Origin of the sequence: Methylocystis sp. B8, from assembly GCF_005771425.1 — a bacterium.
GTDB lineage: Bacteria > Pseudomonadota > Alphaproteobacteria > Rhizobiales > Beijerinckiaceae > Methylocystis.
The window spans coordinates 161,745-181,124 of sequence record NZ_VBTZ01000005.1 but is presented as its reverse complement, the minus strand read 5'-3'; the positions used below and the strand labels follow the sequence as shown (position 1 = coordinate 181,124).

Annotated in this window: 21 protein-coding genes and 1 pseudogene; 4 read left to right on the top strand and 18 right to left on the bottom strand. The window is 62.5% G+C overall.

The window, feature by feature from the left end:
- Window positions 1-85: 85 nt before the first annotated feature.
- Window positions 86-322 (top strand): AbrB/MazE/SpoVT family DNA-binding domain-containing protein, encoded by a 237-nt coding sequence (locus FEV16_RS10795; RefSeq protein ID WP_138167627.1) that lies wholly within the window; start codon window positions 86-88, stop codon window positions 320-322.
- A gap of 3 nt (window positions 323-325) precedes the next feature.
- Window positions 326-718 (top strand): PIN domain-containing protein, encoded by a 393-nt coding sequence (locus FEV16_RS10790; protein WP_138167626.1) that lies wholly within the window; start codon window positions 326-328, stop codon window positions 716-718.
- Window positions 719-724: 6 nt separating this feature from the next.
- Here the strand turns inward: FEV16_RS10790 and prfB are convergent.
- The 7 genes from prfB to FEV16_RS10755 form a co-directional block, all read right to left on the bottom strand.
- Window positions 725-1,856 (bottom strand): peptide chain release factor 2 gene (prfB, locus tag FEV16_RS10785; RefSeq protein ID WP_138167625.1). Its coding sequence is split into 2 segments (ribosomal slippage): window positions 725-1,786 and window positions 1,788-1,856, totalling 1,131 coding nucleotides; the frame shifts between segments, so codons are not numbered across the junction.
- A 103-nt stretch (window positions 1,857-1,959) separates the two neighbouring features.
- A complete protein-coding gene (locus FEV16_RS10780) occupies window positions 1,960-3,045 on the bottom strand; it encodes a CorA family divalent cation transporter (protein ID WP_138167624.1) in 1,086 nt (361 codons plus the stop codon).
- A gap of 64 nt (window positions 3,046-3,109) precedes the next feature.
- Window positions 3,110-4,606 (bottom strand): pyridoxal-dependent decarboxylase, encoded by a 1,497-nt coding sequence (locus FEV16_RS10775; RefSeq protein WP_246657276.1) that lies wholly within the window; start codon window positions 4,604-4,606, stop codon window positions 3,110-3,112.
- Window positions 4,607-4,724: 118 nt separating this feature from the next.
- The gene (locus FEV16_RS10770) at window positions 4,725-5,435 is read right to left on the bottom strand and encodes a fumarylacetoacetate hydrolase family protein (RefSeq protein WP_138167622.1); all 711 of its coding nucleotides are present in this window, start codon (window positions 5,433-5,435) and stop codon (window positions 4,725-4,727) included.
- Between the two features lie 18 nt (window positions 5,436-5,453).
- Window positions 5,454-6,422, bottom strand: coding sequence for an Hsp33 family molecular chaperone (locus FEV16_RS10765; protein WP_138167621.1), 969 nt, complete (start codon window positions 6,420-6,422; stop codon window positions 5,454-5,456).
- Window positions 6,422-7,366: an ornithine carbamoyltransferase gene (gene argF / locus FEV16_RS10760; protein WP_138167620.1), complete on the bottom strand. Its 945-nt coding sequence runs from the start codon at window positions 7,364-7,366 to the stop codon at window positions 6,422-6,424. The genes FEV16_RS10765 and argF overlap by 1 nt, the downstream gene beginning before the upstream one ends.
- Window positions 7,366-8,562 (bottom strand): aspartate aminotransferase family protein, encoded by a 1,197-nt coding sequence (locus FEV16_RS10755; protein ID WP_138167619.1) that lies wholly within the window; start codon window positions 8,560-8,562, stop codon window positions 7,366-7,368. Before FEV16_RS10755 ends, argF begins: the two co-directional genes overlap by 1 nt.
- 403 nt (window positions 8,563-8,965) lie before the next feature.
- On the opposite strand from FEV16_RS10755, the gene FEV16_RS10750 reads away from it, so the two are divergent.
- Window positions 8,966-9,484 carry a GcrA family cell cycle regulator gene (locus FEV16_RS10750; protein WP_138167618.1) on the top strand — a complete coding sequence of 173 codons (519 nt, stop codon included), beginning with the start codon at window positions 8,966-8,968 and terminating at the stop codon, window positions 9,482-9,484.
- A 17-nt stretch (window positions 9,485-9,501) separates the two neighbouring features.
- On the opposite strand, the gene phoB is transcribed toward FEV16_RS10750, so the two are convergent.
- From phoB to FEV16_RS10705, 9 genes are all read right to left on the bottom strand, one after another.
- Window positions 9,502-10,248: a phosphate regulon transcriptional regulator PhoB gene (phoB, locus tag FEV16_RS10745; RefSeq protein ID WP_138167617.1), complete on the bottom strand. Its 747-nt coding sequence runs from the start codon at window positions 10,246-10,248 to the stop codon at window positions 9,502-9,504.
- Window positions 10,245-10,961, bottom strand: coding sequence for a phosphate signaling complex protein PhoU (gene phoU / locus FEV16_RS10740; RefSeq protein ID WP_138167616.1), 717 nt, complete (start codon window positions 10,959-10,961; stop codon window positions 10,245-10,247). The genes phoB and phoU overlap by 4 nt, the downstream gene beginning before the upstream one ends.
- 23 nt (window positions 10,962-10,984) lie before the next feature.
- On the bottom strand, window positions 10,985-11,770 hold the full coding sequence (gene pstB, locus FEV16_RS10735; protein WP_138167615.1) for a phosphate ABC transporter ATP-binding protein PstB: 786 nt from the start codon (window positions 11,768-11,770) through the stop codon (window positions 10,985-10,987).
- The gene (pstA, locus tag FEV16_RS10730) at window positions 11,767-12,609 is read right to left on the bottom strand and encodes a phosphate ABC transporter permease PstA (RefSeq protein ID WP_138167614.1); all 843 of its coding nucleotides are present in this window, start codon (window positions 12,607-12,609) and stop codon (window positions 11,767-11,769) included. Before pstA ends, pstB begins: the two co-directional genes overlap by 4 nt.
- A 10-nt stretch (window positions 12,610-12,619) precedes the next feature.
- Window positions 12,620-13,609 (bottom strand): phosphate ABC transporter permease subunit PstC, encoded by a 990-nt coding sequence (gene pstC / locus FEV16_RS10725; RefSeq protein WP_138167613.1) that lies wholly within the window; start codon window positions 13,607-13,609, stop codon window positions 12,620-12,622.
- Between the two features lie 164 nt (window positions 13,610-13,773).
- The gene (gene pstS / locus FEV16_RS10720; RefSeq protein ID WP_138167612.1) at window positions 13,774-14,820 is read right to left on the bottom strand and encodes a phosphate ABC transporter substrate-binding protein PstS; all 1,047 of its coding nucleotides are present in this window, start codon (window positions 14,818-14,820) and stop codon (window positions 13,774-13,776) included.
- A gap of 151 nt (window positions 14,821-14,971) precedes the next feature.
- Window positions 14,972-16,069 (bottom strand): ATP-binding protein, encoded by a 1,098-nt coding sequence (locus FEV16_RS10715; protein WP_138167611.1) that lies wholly within the window; start codon window positions 16,067-16,069, stop codon window positions 14,972-14,974.
- The gene (locus tag FEV16_RS10710; RefSeq protein WP_138167610.1) at window positions 16,066-17,133 is read right to left on the bottom strand and encodes a lysylphosphatidylglycerol synthase domain-containing protein; all 1,068 of its coding nucleotides are present in this window, start codon (window positions 17,131-17,133) and stop codon (window positions 16,066-16,068) included. The genes FEV16_RS10715 and FEV16_RS10710 overlap by 4 nt, the downstream gene beginning before the upstream one ends.
- A gap of 332 nt (window positions 17,134-17,465) precedes the next feature.
- Entirely contained in the window at window positions 17,466-17,870 is a 405-nt protein-coding gene (locus FEV16_RS10705; RefSeq protein ID WP_138167609.1) for a VOC family protein, read from the bottom strand.
- Window positions 17,871-17,973: 103 nt separating this feature from the next.
- Here FEV16_RS10705 and FEV16_RS17260 point away from each other — a divergent pair.
- A pseudogene (locus tag FEV16_RS17260) lies at window positions 17,974-18,198 on the top strand (hypothetical protein); the annotation flags it as partial.
- Here the strand turns inward: FEV16_RS17260 and FEV16_RS10700 are convergent.
- Together FEV16_RS10700 and fabI are read right to left on the bottom strand one after the other, a co-directional pair.
- A complete protein-coding gene (locus FEV16_RS10700) occupies window positions 18,134-18,448 on the bottom strand; it encodes a cytochrome c (protein ID WP_138167608.1) in 315 nt (104 codons plus the stop codon). The pseudogene FEV16_RS17260 and the gene FEV16_RS10700 sit on opposite strands and share 65 nt — an antisense overlap.
- A 4-nt stretch (window positions 18,449-18,452) precedes the next feature.
- The gene (gene fabI, locus FEV16_RS10695) at window positions 18,453-19,262 is read right to left on the bottom strand and encodes an enoyl-ACP reductase FabI (protein ID WP_138167607.1); all 810 of its coding nucleotides are present in this window, start codon (window positions 19,260-19,262) and stop codon (window positions 18,453-18,455) included.
- Window positions 19,263-19,380: the final 118 nt, after the last annotated feature.

Genomic DNA, 19,380 nt, shown 5'->3' with positions numbered 1-19,380 from the left:
GGACGATCAGAGAACGCGCGACGCGCACGGTGGATAAATATATACGCAGATTGACGTGTGGTGGAACGGCTGTCACGCTCGCATTATGGGCGCGACTCGAATCTTCAAATCCGGCAACAGTCTTGCTGTCAGAATTCCGCGCGACATCGCTTTCGATGAAGGCGCGGAGGTTGTCGTGCGGCGCCAGGGCGGAAGTCTCATCGTGACGCCGCTGCGGCTCACTATGGCGGATCTCGTCGCGCGGCTAAGGACCGCGCCGGCTCCCGCCTTGATGGCGCGTCCAGAATTTAAGCCGCCGAAGCGGCTTTTTGAGGCGGTCTAGCGCGTGGCGCGTTACCTCCTCGACACCAATGTCGTCATCGCCGCGGCGCGAGGCTTTCCCGGCGTGCTCGATCGGCTCTCAGCGCTCGAGATTGGCGACGTGGCGATTTCGGCGATCAGCCTCGCCGAAACGCTGGCAGGCGCCGCGGCCGCCGAGAGCAATGAACGGCTGGCCGAGAATATCGCGCTCCTTACCGAGAATTTGGACGTGCTGCCCTTCGATCGCGGCGCGGCCGACGCCTATGGGGCGCTGCTTCGGAAAGTTGACCCCAAGCGCCGTCGAACGCTCGATCGCATGATCGCCGCGCAGGCGCTTGATCTCAGCCTCACGCTGGTCGCGGCGAATACTGAGGATTTCGACGACATTCCGGGCCTTGCCGTCGAGAAATGGGCGTGAGCGCGGCTACTCGACGTCCTCGACCTTTTCTGGACCGCCCCCGTATATACGCTGCGCCAGCGAGGCCTGCATGAAATCGTCGAGTTCGCCGTCAAGGACCCCGGACGGCGTCCCCGACGTGAAGCCGGTGCGCAGATCCTTCACCAGCTGATAGGGCTGCAGCACATAGCTGCGGATCTGATGACCCCAGCCGATTTCGGTTTTCGACGCCGCGACCTTATTGGCCTCCGCCTCGCGCTTTTCGATCTCAAGTTCATAGAGCCGGGCGCGCAGCATGTTCCAAGCGGTCGCTCGGTTCTTGTGCTGCGAGCGCTCGGCCTGACAGGCGACGACGATGCCGGTCGGAAGATGGGTGATGCGGATCGCGGAATCCGTCGTATTAACGTGCTGACCGCCGGCGCCTGACGATCGATACGTGTCTATACGGCAGTCGGATTCATTGACGTTCACCTCAATCCTGTCGTCGACAACGGGATAGACCCACACGGAGGCGAAGCTGGTGTGGCGGCGGGCGTTGGAATCAAAAGGCGAGATGCGCACGAGGCGATGTACGCCCGATTCAGTCTTCGCCCAGCCATGGGCGTTGTGGCCTTTAACCAGAATGGTGCCCGATTTGATGCCGGCCTCTTCGCCCGGCGTCTCCTCGATGACTTCGACCTTGAATTTATGACGCTCGCCCCAGCGGGCGTACATGCGGAAAAGCATGCGCGCCCAATCCTGGCTCTCGGTGCCGCCGGCGCCCGAATGTACCTCGATAAAAGTGTCGTTGGCATCCGCTTCGCCGGAAAAAAGCGCTTCGATCTGGCGGGCGCGCGCTTGCTTCAAGACGCTTTTGAGCGCGTCGACGCCTTCTTTTTCAGTGTCAGGGTCGTCCTCGGACTGGCCGAGCTCGACGAGCGTCAGCGCGTCATCGAGTTCGCGCACAAGACTTGAGAGCGCGCCAATCTGCTCTTCAAGCTGGGTGCGCTCGCGCATAACTTTCTGCGCGGCTTCGGGGTCGTTCCAGAGCGCGGGATCTTCCGCCCGGACGTTTAGTTCGGCAAGACGACGTTGAGACGTATCGACGTCAAAGATGCCTCCTCAGCAGTCCGATGGACTGCTCGATGTCGGCTTTCAGCGCTAGCGGTTCGGCGCGCATGATCTTCCCAATGGAGTTGTTCGAAGCGGCCTTGCGCCGCAGTCGGCGCGGAAACTAGGCGTCAGGCGCACGCCTGTAAACCCCGCCAATTACGAAGCGAACGTCAAAAACTCCTGTCCGCGGGCCGATCCGGACGCCCCCCCCTCGGCCTTTGCTCCTCGCCCTCAGGCGCGCCCGCAAGACCCCAGCGACGCATGAGGAAAAGCGCCGTCGCCGAGGCCAGGACGCAAAGAATCGTGGCGTAAAGCGTGCCGTTTTCGGTTTCCGAGAAGAGCAGATTTCTGGTATTCATGCCGAAATAGCCAGTGACGAAGGTCGCGGGCAGCAACAGCATCGTGGTCAAGGTCAACACATAGAGCCGATCGTTAGTTTCCAGGCTCAGGAGCGCGTTAAGCTCGTCTTGCAGGAGGCGGGCGCGCTCTTGAAGGCTCGTCACATCCTGGGTCAACGCGCTTGCGTGTTGAACGAGCCGCGCAGCGGCGTCGCGCAGGTCGTTATCCCGCTGTTCGCCGACCTCCTCCTCGATGGTTTCGAGTCGCGCCACGGTCGCCGAAAGGCCGCTGATCTGACGCGCGAGGCGCACCGCGTCACGCCGCGCGGCGCTGAGCGCGGGCCGTGCTTGGCGGCCGCGCTGATCGATGATGCGGTCCTCGACGCGATCGAAGGCCGCGCCAAGTTCGGCCGCTTTTCGCGCCAGCCCGTCGATCAGCGCATCGGTCAGCAGTTCGAACAGATGGATCGGCGACGTAAGGCGCGCGCCGCGATTGACGGCGATGTGCGTCGCCTCGATGCTGTCCATCGGCAGGCGCCGCGCGCTGATGAAGAAGCTCGCGCCCGAAGCGAAGCGGACATAGTCGGTGCGCGACGTCGGCCCACCAAGGTCGCGCTCGTAATCGAGCAGGGCGCCGCTGACGATTCCCTCCGAATATTCGAGATGCTGGTGATCGACCGGATCGCAAAGCGAGTCGCGCGCGTCTTCGGAAAGCGCCGCAATGCGCGTCAACAGCGGGCGCGCGCGCACGTCGGCAAGGTCCATGTGCAGCCACAAGAAACCCTCGCGCGGGGCTCCGATGTTTTCGAAATCTTCGATCGTTCCGGGCTCGGCTTCGCCGGCCTCGTTAAACCGCACGAACCAAAGACATCCGGGAATGCCGACGTGCGGCGCTTGTGCGAGGCGGTCTAAGGTCATGGCTGCGCTCACTGGAAGACGTAAAAAACCGATCGAAAGATCACAGGCTTACGATAGCGCGGCGTCAATCCTCGGATAGCCGGGTCTTGCCCGGTCCGTGCGGCTCGACGACGGCGCCGAAATCATGCGGCTCCTTGCGCGCGCGACGAAGCGCCGCCTTCAAAAACTCGGTAAAGGCGTCGATGTCGCGCGCCTCGGTCCGATGATTGATAATTGCGGCGCGGATCGCCGGAACCCCATCGAGGATGGTCAGCGACGGCGCCGCTTCCCCGCGCTCATGCAGCTCCATGACGATTTCGCGCGCGAGAGACCCATCCTCATCGTCTTTGACGCCGAAGCAGACGATATTGAGCGTCACCGGCGCGCGCAGCACGAAAGCGTCCGATTGCGCGATCCACGCCTCGAGACGCTTCGCCATGCGGCAGGTCTGCTCGACACATTGGCCGAGACGCTTGGCGCCGAAGGTTTCGATGGTGAACCAGGCTTTGAGGGCGCGAAAGCCGCGCGAAAGGTCTGGGCCGAGATCGCAGGGCCAGGAATCGCCGGCCGCGAGGCCTCGCGGCGCGCGAGACAGATAGGCGGCGTTGGCGGCGAAGGCGCGCTTATGCGCCTCCCTGTCGCGCACCAGAAAGAAGCCTGCGTCATAAGGGACGTGTAGCCATTTGTGGAAATCGAAGGCGACGCTGTCGGCGCGCTCCAGCCCTTTGACCATGGGCTTGAGCGTGGGAGAGAGCGCAGCCAGCGCGCCGAAGGCCCCGTCGACGTGAAACCACATGTCTTCGCTGTGCGCGACGTCCGCGAGCCGGTCGAGACGATCGATCGCGCCGGTGTCGACCGTTCCCGCCGTGCCGACGATCAAGAACGGCCTGAAGCCCGCCGCGCGGTCGGCGGCGATGGCGTGACGAAGATCGGCGATCTTCATCGCTCGTCGCTCGTCAGAGGGAATGAGGCGCAGATGTCGTGCGCCGAGTCCGGCGAGCTCCATCGCTTGGCGGACGCAATTATGCGCTTCGCGCGACGCATAGGCGATAAGCTGGCCCGATTGCGCGCAAAGACCGTTGAGCCGCACGTCCCTGTCGCCATAGGCCTGGTCGCGCGCGACGAGCAGGCAAAGGAAATTGGCGATCGACGTCCCGGTGACGAAAATGCCGCTGGCGTCAGGCGGAAAGCCGAAGGCCTCGGCCATCCAGGCGGCGATCTGGCGCTCGACGTCGATCGCGATGTGATTGCGTCCGCCGCAGTTCGAATTCATGCCGGCGGCGAGCATTTCGGCGATCATTCCGGCCGGCGTGCCCGCCCCTTGCGCCCAGCCCATGAACATCGGGTGGGTGTTTCCGGTCGCGAACGGCTTGATATAGCGATCGAAATCCTCAAGCACGGCGGACAGGTCGCGTCCCTCTTGAGGAAGGGCGCGTTTGAAGCGCGCCCGCGCCTCTTCACTCGGCTCGGTCCAGACCGGACGCTCGCGGATCGCGCGCAGATAGTCGAGCATCGTGTCGAGCGCGCGATGGCTCTCGGCGCGAAATTCGTCCCAGTTTTCAGGGTCGAGATTGACCGGCATGCCCAGAGCCTCGCGCGCCGACGGCTCGGCAGAGGCGCAACGACGGTTGCGAAAGATCGCGCGAAGGCGTTTCACGCTTCTGCAAATAGCCGGGTTTGCAGGCCCGGCGCAACCTGCCCTATTTTTCGATGCTTACGGCCACGGAGCCGACATGCTCGACCTCGCCTTCGACCAGGTCGCCGGGGAGAAGCGGTCCGACGCCCGAAGGCGTGCCGGTGAAGATGAGATCGCCGGGCGCGAGCGCGACATTGCGCGAAAGCGCCGCGATGATTTGGGGAACGCTCCAAATGAGATCGCTGAGATCGCCCGCCTGGCGAAGGACGCCGTTGACGGAAAGCGAGATGCGCCCGCGCGTCGGATGATGGCCCATAGCCGCGACGGGGCGGATTGCGCCGATCGGCGCGGAATGATCGAAGCCTTTTGACATGTCCCACGGCCGGCCCGAGCTGCGCGCCGCCGTTTGCAGATCGCGCCGCGTCAGGTCGATCCCGGCGGCATAGCCGAAGATGCAGTCGAGCGCCCGAGCGGCGGATATATCGGCGCCCCCGCGGCCCAGCGCCGCAACCAGTTCGATCTCGTGGTGAAGATCGTGCGTCAGCGTCGGATAGGGAATCGTCGCGCCGCTCTCGACGATGGCGTCGGCGGGTTTGGTGAAGAAGAAAGGCGGCTCGGCGCTTGCATCCTTCGCCGGCTCCTTTCCCATCTCGCGGGCATGCGCAGCGTAATTCAGCGCAATGCAGAATATCCGCCGCACCGGAAATCGCCGCGCGTCTTGCGCGATGGCGACGCTTGGGCAAGGCGGCGGCGGAAAGATAAATTCAGCGGACATTGCTTTGCTCCGCGCTGCTCAGTCGAAATCGGCGGGGTCGAAGCTTCGCAGCGTGCCGCAGAATTCGCAGGTGACCCCGATGCGGCCGTCGTCGCCGATCATGTCGTGTCGCTCTTGCGGGGAGAAGCTCTTCAAGAGCTTGTCGATGCGCTCGCGCGAGCAGCGGCAGAATTCTTCGACCGCGCGTTCAGCGAAAACTTTGACGCCGCGCTCGTGGAAGAGCCGATAGAGCAGGCGCTCGCCAGATAGCGCCGGATCGACGAGTTCATGGTCTTCGAGAGTGGCGGCGAGCGCCTGGCCCTCGGTCCAATGATCATTTTCTTCTAAAAGCTCCTCCACGCCCTCAGGCGCGTCGCCTGGATGAAGGTCGCGCGCGCGCGCGCCGCCGGGCGGCAAATATTGCAGGAGCAGTCCGCCAGCGCGCCAGCTCCGGCCCTGCGGCGTAACGATTTCCGCGACGGCTAATCTGACAAAGGACGGGATCTGCTCCGATTGCCTAAAATAGATATGCGCCGCCTCGGCGAGGCTTTCACCTTCGAGCGGCACGACTCCCTGATAGCGCGCAGCGTCTTCCTCACGTTCGATGGTGAGCGCGAGATGGCCGCGTCCGAAGAGCGCCGCAGGCGAAGCGTCGCGCATTTCAGCGACCTGATCCGCGTCGAAACGCGCGAAGCCGCGCAGTTTCCCCGGCGCGTCATAGTCGACGACAAGCATGTCGACCGGACCGTCGCTGCGCGTTTGCAGCTGAAAACGGCCGTGAGATTCGAGGATCGAGCCAAGCAGCGCGGCGAGCGCCACCGCTTCGCCGAGCAGACGCGCGACCTGCGGCGGATAGGCGTAATGACTCAGGATGGAATTGACCGTGGGCCCAAGACGCACGACTCGGCCGCGCAGGTCGAGCGCTTCGACCGCGAAGGGCAGAACCCGGTCATCTTCGGAATGAAGCGCGACTGGCCGGCTTGGCGGCGGGTCCCCGCCTTGCGGCATCAGACCTGCCCCGGCGCGAGACACCAGCACAGCACGCCCTTCTGGGCGTGAAGGCGGTTCTCGGCTTCGTCAAAGACGACCGACTGCGGCCCGTCGATCACTTCGGCGGCGACCTCCTCGCCGCGATGCGCCGGCAGACAATGCATGAAGATCGCGTGCTTCGCGGCCGCGCGCATCAGTTTCGAGTCGACCTGATAAGGCGCGAGCGCCGCCCGGCGCTGCTCCTCGTCCGCATCGCCCATCGACACCCAGCAATCCGTAATCACGGCGTCGGCGCCCGCCACCGCCTCATAGGCGTCGCGCGTCATATTCATCTTCGCGCCATTGGCTTTCGCCCAGCTGACGAGCGCTTCCGAGGGCGCGAAATCCGCTGGCGTCGCCACATTGATCGTAAAGCCCAGGCGGCCTGCGGCGTGCACCAAGCTGGTGAGCACATTATTGGCGTCGCCGCTCCAGGCCACCGTCCGCCCTTCGATCGGGCCGAGATGTTCCTCGAAGGTCAAAACGTCCGCCATCACCTGGCAGGGATGCGACTGCTTGGTCAGCCCGTTGATGACCGGCAGATTGCCGAAACGCGCCAGCTCCATTAGATCATGGTGCGAGAGAATTCGCACCATGACCGCGTCGAGGAAACGCGATAGCACGCGCGCCGTGTCGGCGATGGTTTCACCACGGCCAAGCTGCATTTCGGCGCCCGTCAGCATGATCGTCTCGCCGCCGAGCTCGCGCATCGCGATGTCAAAGGAGACGCGCGTGCGGGTTGACGGCTTGTCGAACACCATGCCGAGATATTTGCCGGCCAGTGGCCGTTCGGTGGGCTCCGCGCCTCTCACGCGCCGCGCCTTGAGCGACTTGGCGAGATCGAGAATGCGGCGCAGCTCTTCGCCGGAGTGATCGGCAAGATCGAGAAAGCTGCGCGGCCGCGTCAGCGAATGGGCGGTCATCACGCGGCTCCGAGCTTTTCTGCGGGCGCGGCGAGCCTGGCGCAGGCGGCGGCCAGGCGGGAAGTCGCCGCCGCGATATCGCTCTCATCGATGATGAGCGGCGGCAACAGCCGCACGACATTGTCGCCGGCGAGCACAGTCAACAGGCCTTCGGCGCGCGCAGCGGCGGCGAAGTCGGCGTTTGGGATCTTCGTCTTGAGGCCGAACATCAGACCCTCGCCGCGAATCTCTTCGATGAGCGACGGATAGCGGTCCTCGAGTTCAGCAAGCCGCTGGCGCAGCAACGCGCCGAGACGCGCGACCCGCGCCATGAAGCCATCCTCGAGCACGACGTCGAGAACGGCGCCGCTCACCGCCGTCGCCAAAGGGTTGCCGCCGAACGTCGAGCCATGCGCGCCGAGCGTCATGCCTTTGGCCGCCTCACGCGTCGCGAGGCAAGCGCCGAGCGGAAAGCCGCCGCCGAGCCCCTTGGCGAGGGCCGCAATATCAGGCGCGACGCCGGCATGTTCGCAGGCGAGAAACTTGCCGGTGCGGCCGACGCCGCATTGCACTTCGTCAACAACGAGCAACAGCCCGCGCGCATCGCAAAGCGCCCGCAGCCGCGTGAGGAAGGAGGGCGCAAAAACGCGCAGGCCGCCCTCTCCCTGAATGGGTTCGAGCAGCACGCCCGCCGTTTCTTGCGTGATCGCCGCCTCGACGGCGTCGTAATCGCCGAATGGAACTTGATCGAAGCCGTCGACGGGGGGCCCGAAGCCGTCAAGATATTTGGCGTTGCCCCCTGCGGCGATCGTCGCGAGCGTGCGGCCATGGAAAGCGCCTTCGAAGGTGATCAGGCGATAGCGTTCCGACCTGCCGTTGACTGCGTGAAACTTGCGCGCGGTCTTGATCGCGCATTCCACCGCTTCCGCGCCGGAATTGGTGAAAAAAACGAGCTCAGCGAATGTCGCCTCGCAGAGCCGCTGCGCCAGACGCTCGGCCTGCGGGATACGGAAAAGATTGGAAACGTGCCAGGGCTCTTCGGCCGCGCGCTTTAAGGTTTCGACGAGATGCGGATGATTATGGCCGAGCGACAGCACGGCGACGCCCGCGCTGAAGTCGAGATAGCGGTCGCCGTTTTCCGCAGTCAGCCACGCGCCCTCGCCATGTTTGAACGTGAGATCGGCGCGCGGATAGGTCGGATAAAGCGCTGACGTCAAAAGCCCTGCTCCATGCTCCCGTCGGTGGTTTTGGAAGCTCGAAAAACAAAGCGCCGCCCTTTTGAGGGCGGCATCTGGCGGGATTTTAAGCGCCCCGCCCCGCGCGGTCAAATCCATGAAGCCCCGCGATCATGGGGCGTTGAAGCCTCGCGCGCCTGGAACAAAGTGAGTCCTGGAGACCACAGTCGCGGTGAAAGGCTGTTGAGAACGCCTGCGCGCGCTTGCCAGCGCGACTCGCGCGTGATTCAAAGTAAATAGTGAGTTTCTAGTCGGCGCCCGCGTCGTTGTTTGGGCGCGTTCTCTCGAGTGTTGATGCGCGTCACATCGCTGCTGGGCTTCAGGCCTGCGCTGCAGTCGGAAGAAACTCTGACCCGCGCTCGACCCGAAAGAATGGAGAAGCCTAATGTCATGGACCGACGAACGCGTCGAACTGCTCCGCAAGCTTTGGAGCGACGGCCTGAGCGCCAGCCAAGTGGCGGCTGAACTCGGACCCGGCATCACCCGCAACGCCGTGATCGGCAAGATCCACCGTTTGGGGCTTGCCGAGCGCGCCAAAACGGTGAGCGCGCAGCGTCCGCGCGTCGCCAAGGCGCCTCGCCAGATTCAGCCGCGTATGAACGGCGTCTCTTCGCATGGCAATTTGGCGCTCGCTTTTGCGCCTCATGCGCTCGCGTCGCCGCGGCTTGCGCCGGAAGAAGAAGTGGTCATCCCGATCTCGGAGCGCGTCACGCTCATGGAGCTGCGTGAATCCATGTGCCGGTGGCCGATGGGCGATCCGACGTCGCCGGAATTCCGCTTCTGCGGCGGCAAGTCGACGGTCGGCGGCGGCCCCTACTGCGCCTATCACGCGCGCGTCGCTTATCAGCCTGCGCATGATCGCCGCCGTGCGCGGGATCAGTTGAGGACGCAGCGCTACGCGTAACCGCCGCGGCGGTCCGGTCACTCCTGTCCGAAAGTCTCGTCAAAGGAATAGCCGGCCCCGCGCACAGTGCGGATCGGATCCTTCTCACGGCCGCGGATCAGCGCCTTGCGCAATCGTCCGACATGGACGTCGACCGTACGTTCGTCGATCTCCGCCGACATGCCCCAGACGCTGTCAAGCAGCTGCGCGCGGGTGAAGACGCGCCCTGGCTTTTCCATAAAATATTCGAGCAGCCGGAATTCCGTCGGGCCGAGGTGAATTTCGCGCCCCGATCGCCGCACGCGACGCGTGTCGCGGTCGAGATCAATGTCGCCCAGCGTCAGCCGTGACGCGACGCGCTCGGGCCGCGCCCGGCGGAGCAATGCGCGCACCCGCGCCATCAACTCTGGTGTCGAAAATGGCTTGACGACATAGTCGTCGGCGCCGACTGAGAGCCCGCGCACGCGCTCGCCTTCCTCGCCGCGCGCGGTGAGCATGATCACCGGCATGTCTTTGGCGTTGTCGCGGGCGCGCAGGCGTCGGCAGATCTCAAGTCCCGAAACGCCCGGAAGCATCCAGTCGAGAATGACAAGATCCGGCGGAGACTCGGCGAGCCGCAGCTCGGCTTCGTCACCGTTGTCGACATGCTCGACCTGATAGCCTTCGGCTTCCAGATTATAGACCAGCAAAGTTGCGAGCGACGTCTCGTCCTCAACCACGAGGATGCGCGGCGCGCGATCGCTCTTCCCACTACTGCGCTGTATGGCGGTATTTACTTCATTCATTGCGCCGCCTCGTCCTTCACGCCGAAGTCGGGGATGCGCGATTTTGGCCGCTCGGTGGGCATCGACTCCCCGGTGACGAGATAGACGACAGTCTCCGAGATATTGGTCGTGTGATCGCCGATCCGCTCGAGATTTTTCGAGCAGAACAGAAGATGCGTACAGAATGAAATGTTACGCGGGTCCTCCATCATGAAGGTGAGGAGATCGCGAAATACGGAATCCTCCAGCGCATCGAGATCCGAATCGTTCTGCCATACGGCGCGCGCACGTTCGGTGTCGCGCAAGGCGTAAGCGTCGAGCGCGTCCTTAAGCTGCATCGCGGCGATTTCATGCATCGATTTCAGGCCGACAATGGCGCGCGGCACACGCGCCTCTGAAACGATCTTGAGGGTTCGCTTGGCGATATTCTTGGCGAGGTCGCCGACACGCTCGATGTCGCCGGAGATGCGGATCGCGGCGATGCATTCGCGCAAGTCAACCGCCAGCGGCTGTCTGCGGGCGATGGTGAGGATGGCGTTTTCCTCGATTTCGCGCTGAAGCGCATCGAGCCGCGGATCGCTTGAAACGACGCGATGGGCGAGGTCGACATCGAAAGTCGACAGGGCGTCCATCGCTTCAGCCAGCATTTTTTCCGCCACGCCGCCCATTTCGGCGATGCGGCGTCCGAGCGCCTCCAGGTCGCGGTCGTAGGATTTAACAATATGATCGCTCATGAGCGCCGTCCTTGAGTCGCTGCTTAGCCAAAACGGCCCGTGATATAGTCGAGCGTTCGCTTTTCCTTCGGCTTGTTGAACACGTCGTCAGTCTCGCCGAATTCGATGAGTTCGCCGAGATACATGAAGGCGGTGTAATCGGACACGCGCACCGCCTGCTGCATATTGTGAGTGACGATCGCGATCGTGTAGCGGTTCGTAAGCTCGTCGATGAGCTCTTCGACTTTCGCCGTCGAGATCGGATCGAGCGCCGAGCAGGGTTCGTCGAACAGAATGACTTCCGGTTGTACGGCCACGCTACGCGCAATGCAGAGACGCTGCTGCTGTCCGCCCGAAAGGCCGAGACCGCTGGCGTGGAGCTTATCTTTCACCTCGTCCCAGAGAGCGGCGCCGCGCAGGGCCGCTTCGACCCGCGCATCGAGATCGGCGCGCGGCAGTTTCTCATAGAGCCGAATGCCGAAGGCGATATTTTCATAGATCGACATGGGGAATGGCGTCGGCTTTTGGAAGATCATGCCGACGCGCGCGCGCAGAGCATTAAGATCGATCGCAGGGTCGAGAATATTCTCGCCGTCAAGCAGCACTTCGCCCTCCGCCCGCTGTCCGGGGTAGAGGTCGTACATCCGGTTCAACACGCGCAGCAAAGTCGACTTGCCGCAGCCGGAAGGTCCGATGAAAGCCGTAACCTTATTTGTGTGAAGCGGCATGCTGATGTTTTTGAGTGAACGATCCGCCCCGTAATAGAAATCGAGACCGCTCACCGAAACTTTCGTCGGCGGCTCTTTCGGTGCTTGGACAGCGGCGTTCATTTCGATTTCCTCCGGCCGGCGCTTAACGTGCGCGCAGCGATCGATAGAGCGAGAACAGCGACGGTGATGAGAAGCGCGCCGGTCCAGGCGAGCTGCTGCCAGTCCTTGTAGGGCGAGAGCGCGAACTGGAAGATGACGACGGGCAGGCTCGCCATTGGGGCGGCCAGGTCGGTGCTCCAGAACTGATTGTTCAGCGCCGTGAATAGAAGCGGCGCGGTCTCGCCGGACACCCGGGCGATCGCCAGCAGCACGCCGGTGATCAGGCCCGCCTTGGCGGCGCGATAGGCGACTCTGGAGACGACATGCGCGCGGGGCGCGCCGAGCGCCGAAGCCGCTTCACGCATCGATCCCGGCACGAGCAGAAGCATGTCTTCTGTTGTTCGCACTACGACAGGGATAACGAGCAGCGCGAGCGCGACCGCCCCGGAAATCGCGGAGAAATGGCCCATCGGATGCACCAGCATGGTGTAAACGAAAAGGCCAACGACGATTGAGGGCGCGCTGAGCAGGATGTCGTTGATGAAGCGCACAACAGTCGTCAGCTTTGAATATCGGCCGTATTCAGCCATGTAGGTTCCCGCCAGCATGCCGAGCGGCGTGCCGATGGCGACGCCGATCACCGTCATGATGAGCGAGCCGAAGATCGCGTTGAGCAACCCGCCGTCACTGCCGGGTGGGGGCGTCATTTGGGTGAAGACTGCCGGGGACAGGCCGCGCAGACCCTCGTAAAGAAGCGCGATCAGTATCAGGAAGAGCCACGCCAGTCCGAACACCGCCGCGACCCAGCAGAGGGTCGTCGCTGTGGAATTGGCGCTGCGTCGAGATGCATAAAGCGACATGAGCGTCTCCTTACGCCGCCTTTTGCTCGATGCGCATCAACATGTAACGCGCGATCGCCAGAACGAAGAATGTGATGACGAAGAGAATGAGGCCGAGTTCGATCAGGGCTGACGTGTAAAGATCGCCGACGGCCTCAGTGAATTCATTGGCGATGGTCGCGGAAATCGTCGTGCCGGGCGCAAGTAGCGACCCGGAAATCTTATGGGCGTTGCCGATCACGAAGGTGACCGCCATCGTCTCGCCCAGCGCCCTGCCGAGTCCCAACATGACGCCGCCGATCACGCCGACGCGCGTATAAGGCATGACGACGTAGCGCATAACTTCCCAGGTTGTGCAGCCGATTCCGGACGCAGCCTCTTTCAACACCGGCGGCACGGTCTCGAAGACGTCCCGCGAGATCGAGGCGACGAAGGGCAGCACCATGATCGCAAGAATGAAGCCCGCCGTCAGGATTCCGATCCCGTAAGGCGGACCAGCGAACAATGTTGAGAATAGTGGAATGTCGCCGAACGCCGCGATCAGCGCAGGCTGCACATGAGATTGGAGAAACGGCGCGAGTACGAAGAGGCCCCAGATGCCGTAGATGATGGAAGGAATTCCGGCGAGAAGCTCGATCGCGGTGCCAATCGGGCGGCGAAAAACGTGCGGACAGAGTTCGGTCAAGAAGACGGCGATGCCGAGGCCGACTGGAATGGCGATCAGCATAGCGATGACCGAGGTCAGGATCGTGCCATAGATCGCCGGCAGGGCGCCGAAATTGTCAGTCACCGGATTCCACGCCTGCGAGACGAGGAATCCGAAGCCAAACGCCTTCATGGCCGGCCATGAGCCATAGACCAAGGAGAGAATGACGCCGCCCAGAATCACCAATACGGCGATCGCCGCCCCACGCGTCAGCTCGCGGAAGATACGATCGACGAGCGCCAATCGGACGAGGATGCGCGCTCGATCCGTTGCGACTGATGACGCCGTCGCCTGCTGCAACACGACTTCCGACATTTCCGAACCTGCCTCCCCGCCGGCTCCATTCGCATTTCGCCGACTCGGCTCGATCGAGAACATCCGCTCAACTCCCGGCGCTTTCGTTCGGCCAAAGGCGCCAATCGCAACCGACGGCCGCGCAAAACGGCCGTCGGATTTCACCAAGTCGTCGGTCAACCGCGTCAAAGCGACGACAGCGGCTTGCCGTCGGTCCCTTTAACGTTCGCCCAGGTCTTCTTGATGAGCTCGACGACCGCTTTCGGCATCGGAATGTAATCGAGCTCTTCAGCCATTTTGCCGCCATGGACAAAGGCCCAGCCAAAGAATTTCAACGCCTCGCCCGCGGCCGCCTCGTCCTTCGGCTCCTTGGGCAGAAGGATAAAGGTCGCCGCCGTGATCGGCCAGGCCTTCGCGCCAGGCTCGTTCGTCAGGATCTCATAGAACCCTTCGGCATGGGCCCAGTCGGCGCCTGCCGCCGCCGCCTGGAAGGAGTCCATGCTCGGCGCCACGACCTTGCTGTCCTTATTGATCATCTTCGTATAGGTCAGCTTGTTCTGCTTGGCGTAGGCGTATTCGACGTAGCCGATGGCGCCCTTGGTGTTGGCGACATTGTTCGCCACGCCTTCATTGCCCTTGGCCCCAATGCCGACCGGCCATTCAACCGAAGTGTTCTCGCCGACTTTCGACTTCCAGTCGGGGGAAACCTTCGAGAGATAATTGGTGAAGTTAAAGGTCGTGCCCGACCCGTCCGAACGATGGACCACAACGATCGGCGCCGAAGACAGCTTGACCTTCGGGTTAAGCTTTTTGATCGCCGCGTCGTCCCATTTTGTGATTTCGCCAAGGAAAATCTTCGCGATCGTCTCGCCGTTCAGCGTGAGCTCGCCGCCCGTGACGCCGTCCAGATTGACGACCGGGACGATGCCGCCGATCACCTGCGGCCACTGAATGAGGCCCGCGGACTGGAGGTCGTCGGCCTTCAGCGGCTGGTCCGTGGCGCCGAAAGTGACCGTGCGCGCCTTGATCTGCTTGATGCCGCCGCCCGAGCCGATCGACTGGTAGTTAAGGCCGTTGCCAGTCTCTTTCTTATAGGCCTCGGCCCATTTGGCGTAGATCGGGTAAGGGAAGGTCGCGCCCGCGCCGGAAATGTCCATCGCGCTCGCCGCGCCAGCCAAAACGGCGAGAGCGAGCGCTGCGCCAGCGCCGCGCTTGAAGATCGTCGAGATCATTTGAAGGTCTCTTTTGCTCGAGAACAGATTTCGCGGTGCGCCCCGCGCCACCGCGCGCCAGAAACTAGCGATCCGACAACAGGTTTTTGTGACAGATAGATTACAGTTTTATGACATAATCAAAATATATATTTTTAAATAACTTAGCGCTTTAACCAACCTCGGTTCCCGGAAGGATGACGCGAAACAGCGTGCCTTCGCCGAGCGCGGATTCGATCACCAGCCGGCCGCGATGGCGCAGCACGATATGTTTGACAATGGCGAGGCCGAGCCCGGTGCCCCCTTTGGCGCGGCTCTTGCCCGCATCGACGCGATAGAAGCGTTCTGTGAGCCGCGGAATATGCTCCGGCGCGACGCCGGGACCATAGTCGCGCACCGACAGAACGGCGAGCGCGCCCTTGCGGGCGAGCGAAATGTCGATCGGCTTGCAGGCGCCATGCTCGGCGCACCCATATTTCAACGCGTTCTCGACGAGATTCTCTATGACGCGCGCAAGCTCGTCCCGATCGCCCGGCGCAACGACGTTCGGCTGGAGATCGAGGTTGATGGCGACGCCCCCGTCCTCGGCCATCTGCGACAGCGTGTCGACGATATGCGCGACCAGGAGAGTGAGGTCGACGGGCGTCGCCGGCCGCAGATGCATATGCTGCTCGATGCGCGAGAGCGACAGAAGATCGTCGACGAGGCGCGCCATCCGCTGCGCCTGCTCGCGCATGATGGCGAGGAATTTATCGCGCGTTTCGGCGTCCTCGCGCGCCGGTCCTTGCAACGTCTCGACGAAGCCGAGAAGGGACGCGAGCGGCGTGCGCAATTCATGGCTGGCGTTGGCGACGAAGTCGACGCGCATGCGCTCGACGCGCCGAGACTCGGTGAGATCCCGCAGGCTCACCATTGCGGCCGGCTCGAACCCCTCGATCTGCATCGGGGCGATATGGGCTTCGAACCAGCATTCCACCGGTAGGCGCTCGACCCAGACGGTTTTCTCGGTCTCGCCGCCGGCGAGCACGCGGGCGACGGCGTCGAGCATATCGGGCGAGCGAAGACTGCGGGAAAGCGGTTCGTTCAGGCGAATGGCGGGCGAGAGAGATTGCGCGGCGGCGTTAACGGCGACGACGTGCGTTTCCGAGTCGATGACGAAAATTGGCTCGGGGAGCGCATTGATCACAGGCGACAGCAGATCCATCGCTTGATTGCGCCACTTGCGTTGCTCAACCGACAGAGTCATGACGACTGGCCCGGCGCCATTCAATTCGAGCGCTCCTCCACAATACGCGCGATAGCCTCACGCAAAGTCGCCCAGCGGCGCGCGCCTTCGTCAGCGCCAAGAAGCGCAAGCGCGACGATGAACGGTATAAAATAGTAGATCATCCGAAACAGAAGCAGCGACGCCAGAACGCTTTCGTGCGAAGCCGCCGGAATGGCGTGCAGCATGGTCGCTTCAAAGACGCCGATGCCGCCCGGCGCATGGCTGATCACGCCGAGAATGCAGGCGACAATATAAACCGCGACGAAGGGAACAAAGTCCAGCGGGACGTCCGCGGGAAGCAGCACATAGAGCGCGCCGGAGGCGCAGCACAGGTCGGCGACGCCGAGCGCGAACTGCGCCACAGTCGGGACGAAGCCAGGCAGGTCAAGAGTGTGGCCGCGAAGCTTAATGCTGCGGCGCTCTAGCGTTACCCAGCCAAAATAGAAGAGAACGCCGCCGAGCACGAGCACGCCGGGAATAATGTGAAGAATGGCTGGCGCCCCGTCGAGCGCGGCAAGCGCATCCGCGCCATAAACGAAGCCTATGCCTATCATCAGCGTCATGCCGAGCCAGAAGGTGACGCCGGCGAAGACGGTGATGTTGGCGACCTGAAGCGCGCTCAGCGCAACGCGCGAATATATCCAATAGCGGACCGCCGCGCTGGTGATGACAGGAAATCCAAGGTTGAATGAAATGGCGTAGCTCGCGAAGGACGCCAGCGCGGCCACTCTATAAGGCGCATGCGTTCGCATATGATGCAGAGCGACGACGTCATAGCCCGTCAGGAAGAGATAAGAGAGCGCGGAAAGCGCTAGCGCCGCGAGAATCTGTGTCGCGCTTGTCGCACGAAAGGCGTTCAGCAGATCGCTGTAGCTGAGGCCCGATAGCGTTTTTCCGAGAACATATGCGGCGAGCGCAAAGACGGCGAGACTCGCCCCAAGGCCCAGCGCGCTCAGAGCCCCTTTGGGCAGCCGTTTCCGCAGCGAGTCAAAAAAGTTTTCTCGTGGCCTTACGACAGGCAGGCCCGGCGTGGAGGCTTGCACCAGATCGTTATCCTGTCGCGTCACGCTTTCCCCGCGCCAGCCGCCGCCCGGTTCTTGGGCCGTTCAAATGGATCATCCTCTCGATCTTCATCCTGAAGTTCGTTTTTCGTCGTCGCTTAAAGCTCATCCGGTTCAATCCCTCAATCATGTCAGGGCGATGACTGGAGTCGAACGGAGACGTTCGCGCTGCCTATGAGCTTGGCGCCCAGGCTGTCAACGTCAAGCCCCAACCACCGTTTAAGCCTCAAATCTGGACCCGCGAGCGTGCAATCTAGATGTGAGCTTTCTGTAGGTTATCCATAAGTCGGCGAGAAACGCTTCCGAAAACGGGGCTGTCGTTGTTTGCTGAACAGGCGTCAACCGATTGGCGGCCCTTTCAGTTCGACGACATTCTGTTCGGGATCCTTGATGTAGATCGACAGTCCTTGGCCCTCTGCGCCAAAGCGTGAAGCGGTTTCGCCGGCCTCGACGTTATGTGCTGCGAGGTGGCTGCGGATTTTGCTCTCGTCGAAAGGGTCGACCCGGAAGCAGAAGTGATCGAGATTACGTCCTTCCCTTCCCGGCGCGCCGCCGCCGGCGCGGCCGAGCTGGCCGTCGACGGGCGCGAGATCAAGCAGTGAGCGCCCTGCCCTGAGCTGCACGATGCCGAGGGCGTCGTTTCTCCGTTCGATCGCGCAGCCAAGCACGTCGCAATAAAATTTCAGCATCGCGTCGAGATCAGCGACGCGAAGCACGAGATGATCGATCTCCCGGATCCGCATCTTGGAGCCTCCTTTCCGGTCGTCAGATGGATCGATGGTCGCCGATCGCTATAGAGAGTGTCAATCTTCGGCATGGCGCGCAGCTTCCTCCATCGCCACACGCTTCTCCAAGTCCGAGACCGATAAGATCATCGACAGGGAACTGGCCGAGGAAGGCCGCTCGCCCGAAAGCAATTTCGCACTAGGCATCACCGCTGTCGTTCGCGACAAGCCCAATCGGGACGCCCGCCTCGACATAGAGGCAAAAGGGAAGAGGCGGCGCGCTATTTGCCGCCAAGCTCCAAAATATAGCTCGCAAGCGAGTCGATCTCTTCGCGCGAAAGAATGAAATTCGGCATGTTCCTGTGCGATGAGCGCAGGAACACTTTAAGCGACAGTTCGGTCGTCGAAGCCATCTTGGCGACATCGACGAAACGAGGGGCCTTGGGATCGGGACTCTTCGCCTCGGCGTCGCGCGCGATCGCATGACAGGTGGCGCATTCGGTTTTGGCGATATGTTCGCCGGTCGCAGGATCGGCGCCCGCGGCGCTCGCCGGCGCGGCAACGAGGACCAGTGCTAAAGAGAGCGCTATCCTCATTTCGTCACTCCTCGCCGTTCAAATCCTCGGGACGAGGCTGCAACATGATGTTGTAGCCGGCGTCGACGAGATGGACTTCGCCTGTAACGCCCCCCGAAAGCTCCGATAGAAAATAAAGCGCGGAACCGCCGATTTCATCAAGCGTGATCATCCGGCGCAATGGACAATGCTTTTTCTGAAACGCGCCCATCGCGCGCGCGCCGGTGATGCCGGCGCCCGCCATTGTCCGCACCGGGCCGGGCGACAGCGCATTGACGCGAATGCCGCGATCGCCGAAGTCGGCGGCGAGATAGCGGACTGATGAATCGAGCGCCGCCTTGGCGATCCCCATGACATTGTAATTCGGCATGACATGGGTGCCGCCGCCGAAACTCACCGTCAGCAGCGATCCGCCATTCTTCATCAGCGCCGCGGCGCGGCGCGAGGCTTCCGTGAAGGAGAAACATGAAATGACGAGCGTGCGAATGAAATTTTCGCGCGAAGTGTCGGCATAAAGCCCCTTCAATTCGCTCTTGTCGGAATAGGCGATGGAGTGGACGAGAAAATCCATGTCGCCCCAGTCATATTCGAGACGGGCGAAGACCTGGTCGACGGTGGAAATGTCTTCGACGTCGCAAGGCAGAACAAGGTTCGATCCGAGTTCCTGCGCGAGCGGCTTGACGCGTTTGCCGAGCGCCTCGCCCTGATAGGTGAATGCGAGCGTCGCGCCGTGGCGCGCAAGAACGCGCGCGATGCCATAGGCGATCGAATGATCATTGGCGACGCCCATGATGAGCCCGCGCTTACCTTGCATCAAATTGCTGGCGACCGTCATTTACAAACGTTCCTCGGAAAGATGGCGCGGCCGCTTCGCATTGCAGTCGCGCGACTACAAGCAGGCGGGCACGCGTTACGCTGTTCTAGAGAGTTGACGCGCTACCGCGCCAGAAAGG

What these genes read in the sequence shown, in the direction of transcription:
- FEV16_RS10775 (WP_246657276.1), bottom strand. Translation starts at nt 4,606, where the DNA reads ATGCCGGTCAATCTCGACCCTGAAAACTGGGACGAATTTCGCGCCGAG.
- argF (WP_138167620.1), bottom strand. Translation starts at nt 7,366, where the DNA reads ATGACCGCCCATTCGCTGACGCGGCCGCGCAGCTTTCTCGATCTTGCC.
- pstC (WP_138167613.1), bottom strand. Translation starts at nt 13,609, where the DNA reads ATGTCGGAAGTCGTGTTGCAGCAGGCGACGGCGTCATCAGTCGCAACG.
- FEV16_RS10705 (WP_138167609.1), bottom strand. Translation starts at nt 17,870, where the DNA reads ATGCGGATCCGGGAGATCGATCATCTCGTGCTTCGCGTCGCTGATCTC.
- phoB (WP_138167617.1), bottom strand. Translation starts at nt 10,248, where the DNA reads ATGAATGAAGTAAATACCGCCATACAGCGCAGTAGTGGGAAGAGCGAT.
- FEV16_RS10795 (WP_138167627.1), top strand. Translation starts at nt 86, where the DNA reads ATGGGCGCGACTCGAATCTTCAAATCCGGCAACAGTCTTGCTGTCAGA.
- FEV16_RS10780 (WP_138167624.1), bottom strand. Translation starts at nt 3,045, where the DNA reads ATGACCTTAGACCGCCTCGCACAAGCGCCGCACGTCGGCATTCCCGGA.
- FEV16_RS10700 (WP_138167608.1), bottom strand. Translation starts at nt 18,448, where the DNA reads ATGAGGATAGCGCTCTCTTTAGCACTGGTCCTCGTTGCCGCGCCGGCG.
- fabI (WP_138167607.1), bottom strand. Translation starts at nt 19,262, where the DNA reads ATGACGGTCGCCAGCAATTTGATGCAAGGTAAGCGCGGGCTCATCATG.
- FEV16_RS10770 (WP_138167622.1), bottom strand. Translation starts at nt 5,435, where the DNA reads ATGTCCGCTGAATTTATCTTTCCGCCGCCGCCTTGCCCAAGCGTCGCC.
- pstA (WP_138167614.1), bottom strand. Translation starts at nt 12,609, where the DNA reads ATGTCGCTTTATGCATCTCGACGCAGCGCCAATTCCACAGCGACGACC.
- FEV16_RS10750 (WP_138167618.1), top strand. Translation starts at nt 8,966, where the DNA reads ATGTCATGGACCGACGAACGCGTCGAACTGCTCCGCAAGCTTTGGAGC.
- FEV16_RS10765 (WP_138167621.1), bottom strand. Translation starts at nt 6,422, where the DNA reads ATGCCGCAAGGCGGGGACCCGCCGCCAAGCCGGCCAGTCGCGCTTCAT.
- phoU (WP_138167616.1), bottom strand. Translation starts at nt 10,961, where the DNA reads ATGAGCGATCATATTGTTAAATCCTACGACCGCGACCTGGAGGCGCTC.
- pstS (WP_138167612.1), bottom strand. Translation starts at nt 14,820, where the DNA reads ATGATCTCGACGATCTTCAAGCGCGGCGCTGGCGCAGCGCTCGCTCTC.
- pstB (WP_138167615.1), bottom strand. Translation starts at nt 11,770, where the DNA reads ATGAACGCCGCTGTCCAAGCACCGAAAGAGCCGCCGACGAAAGTTTCG.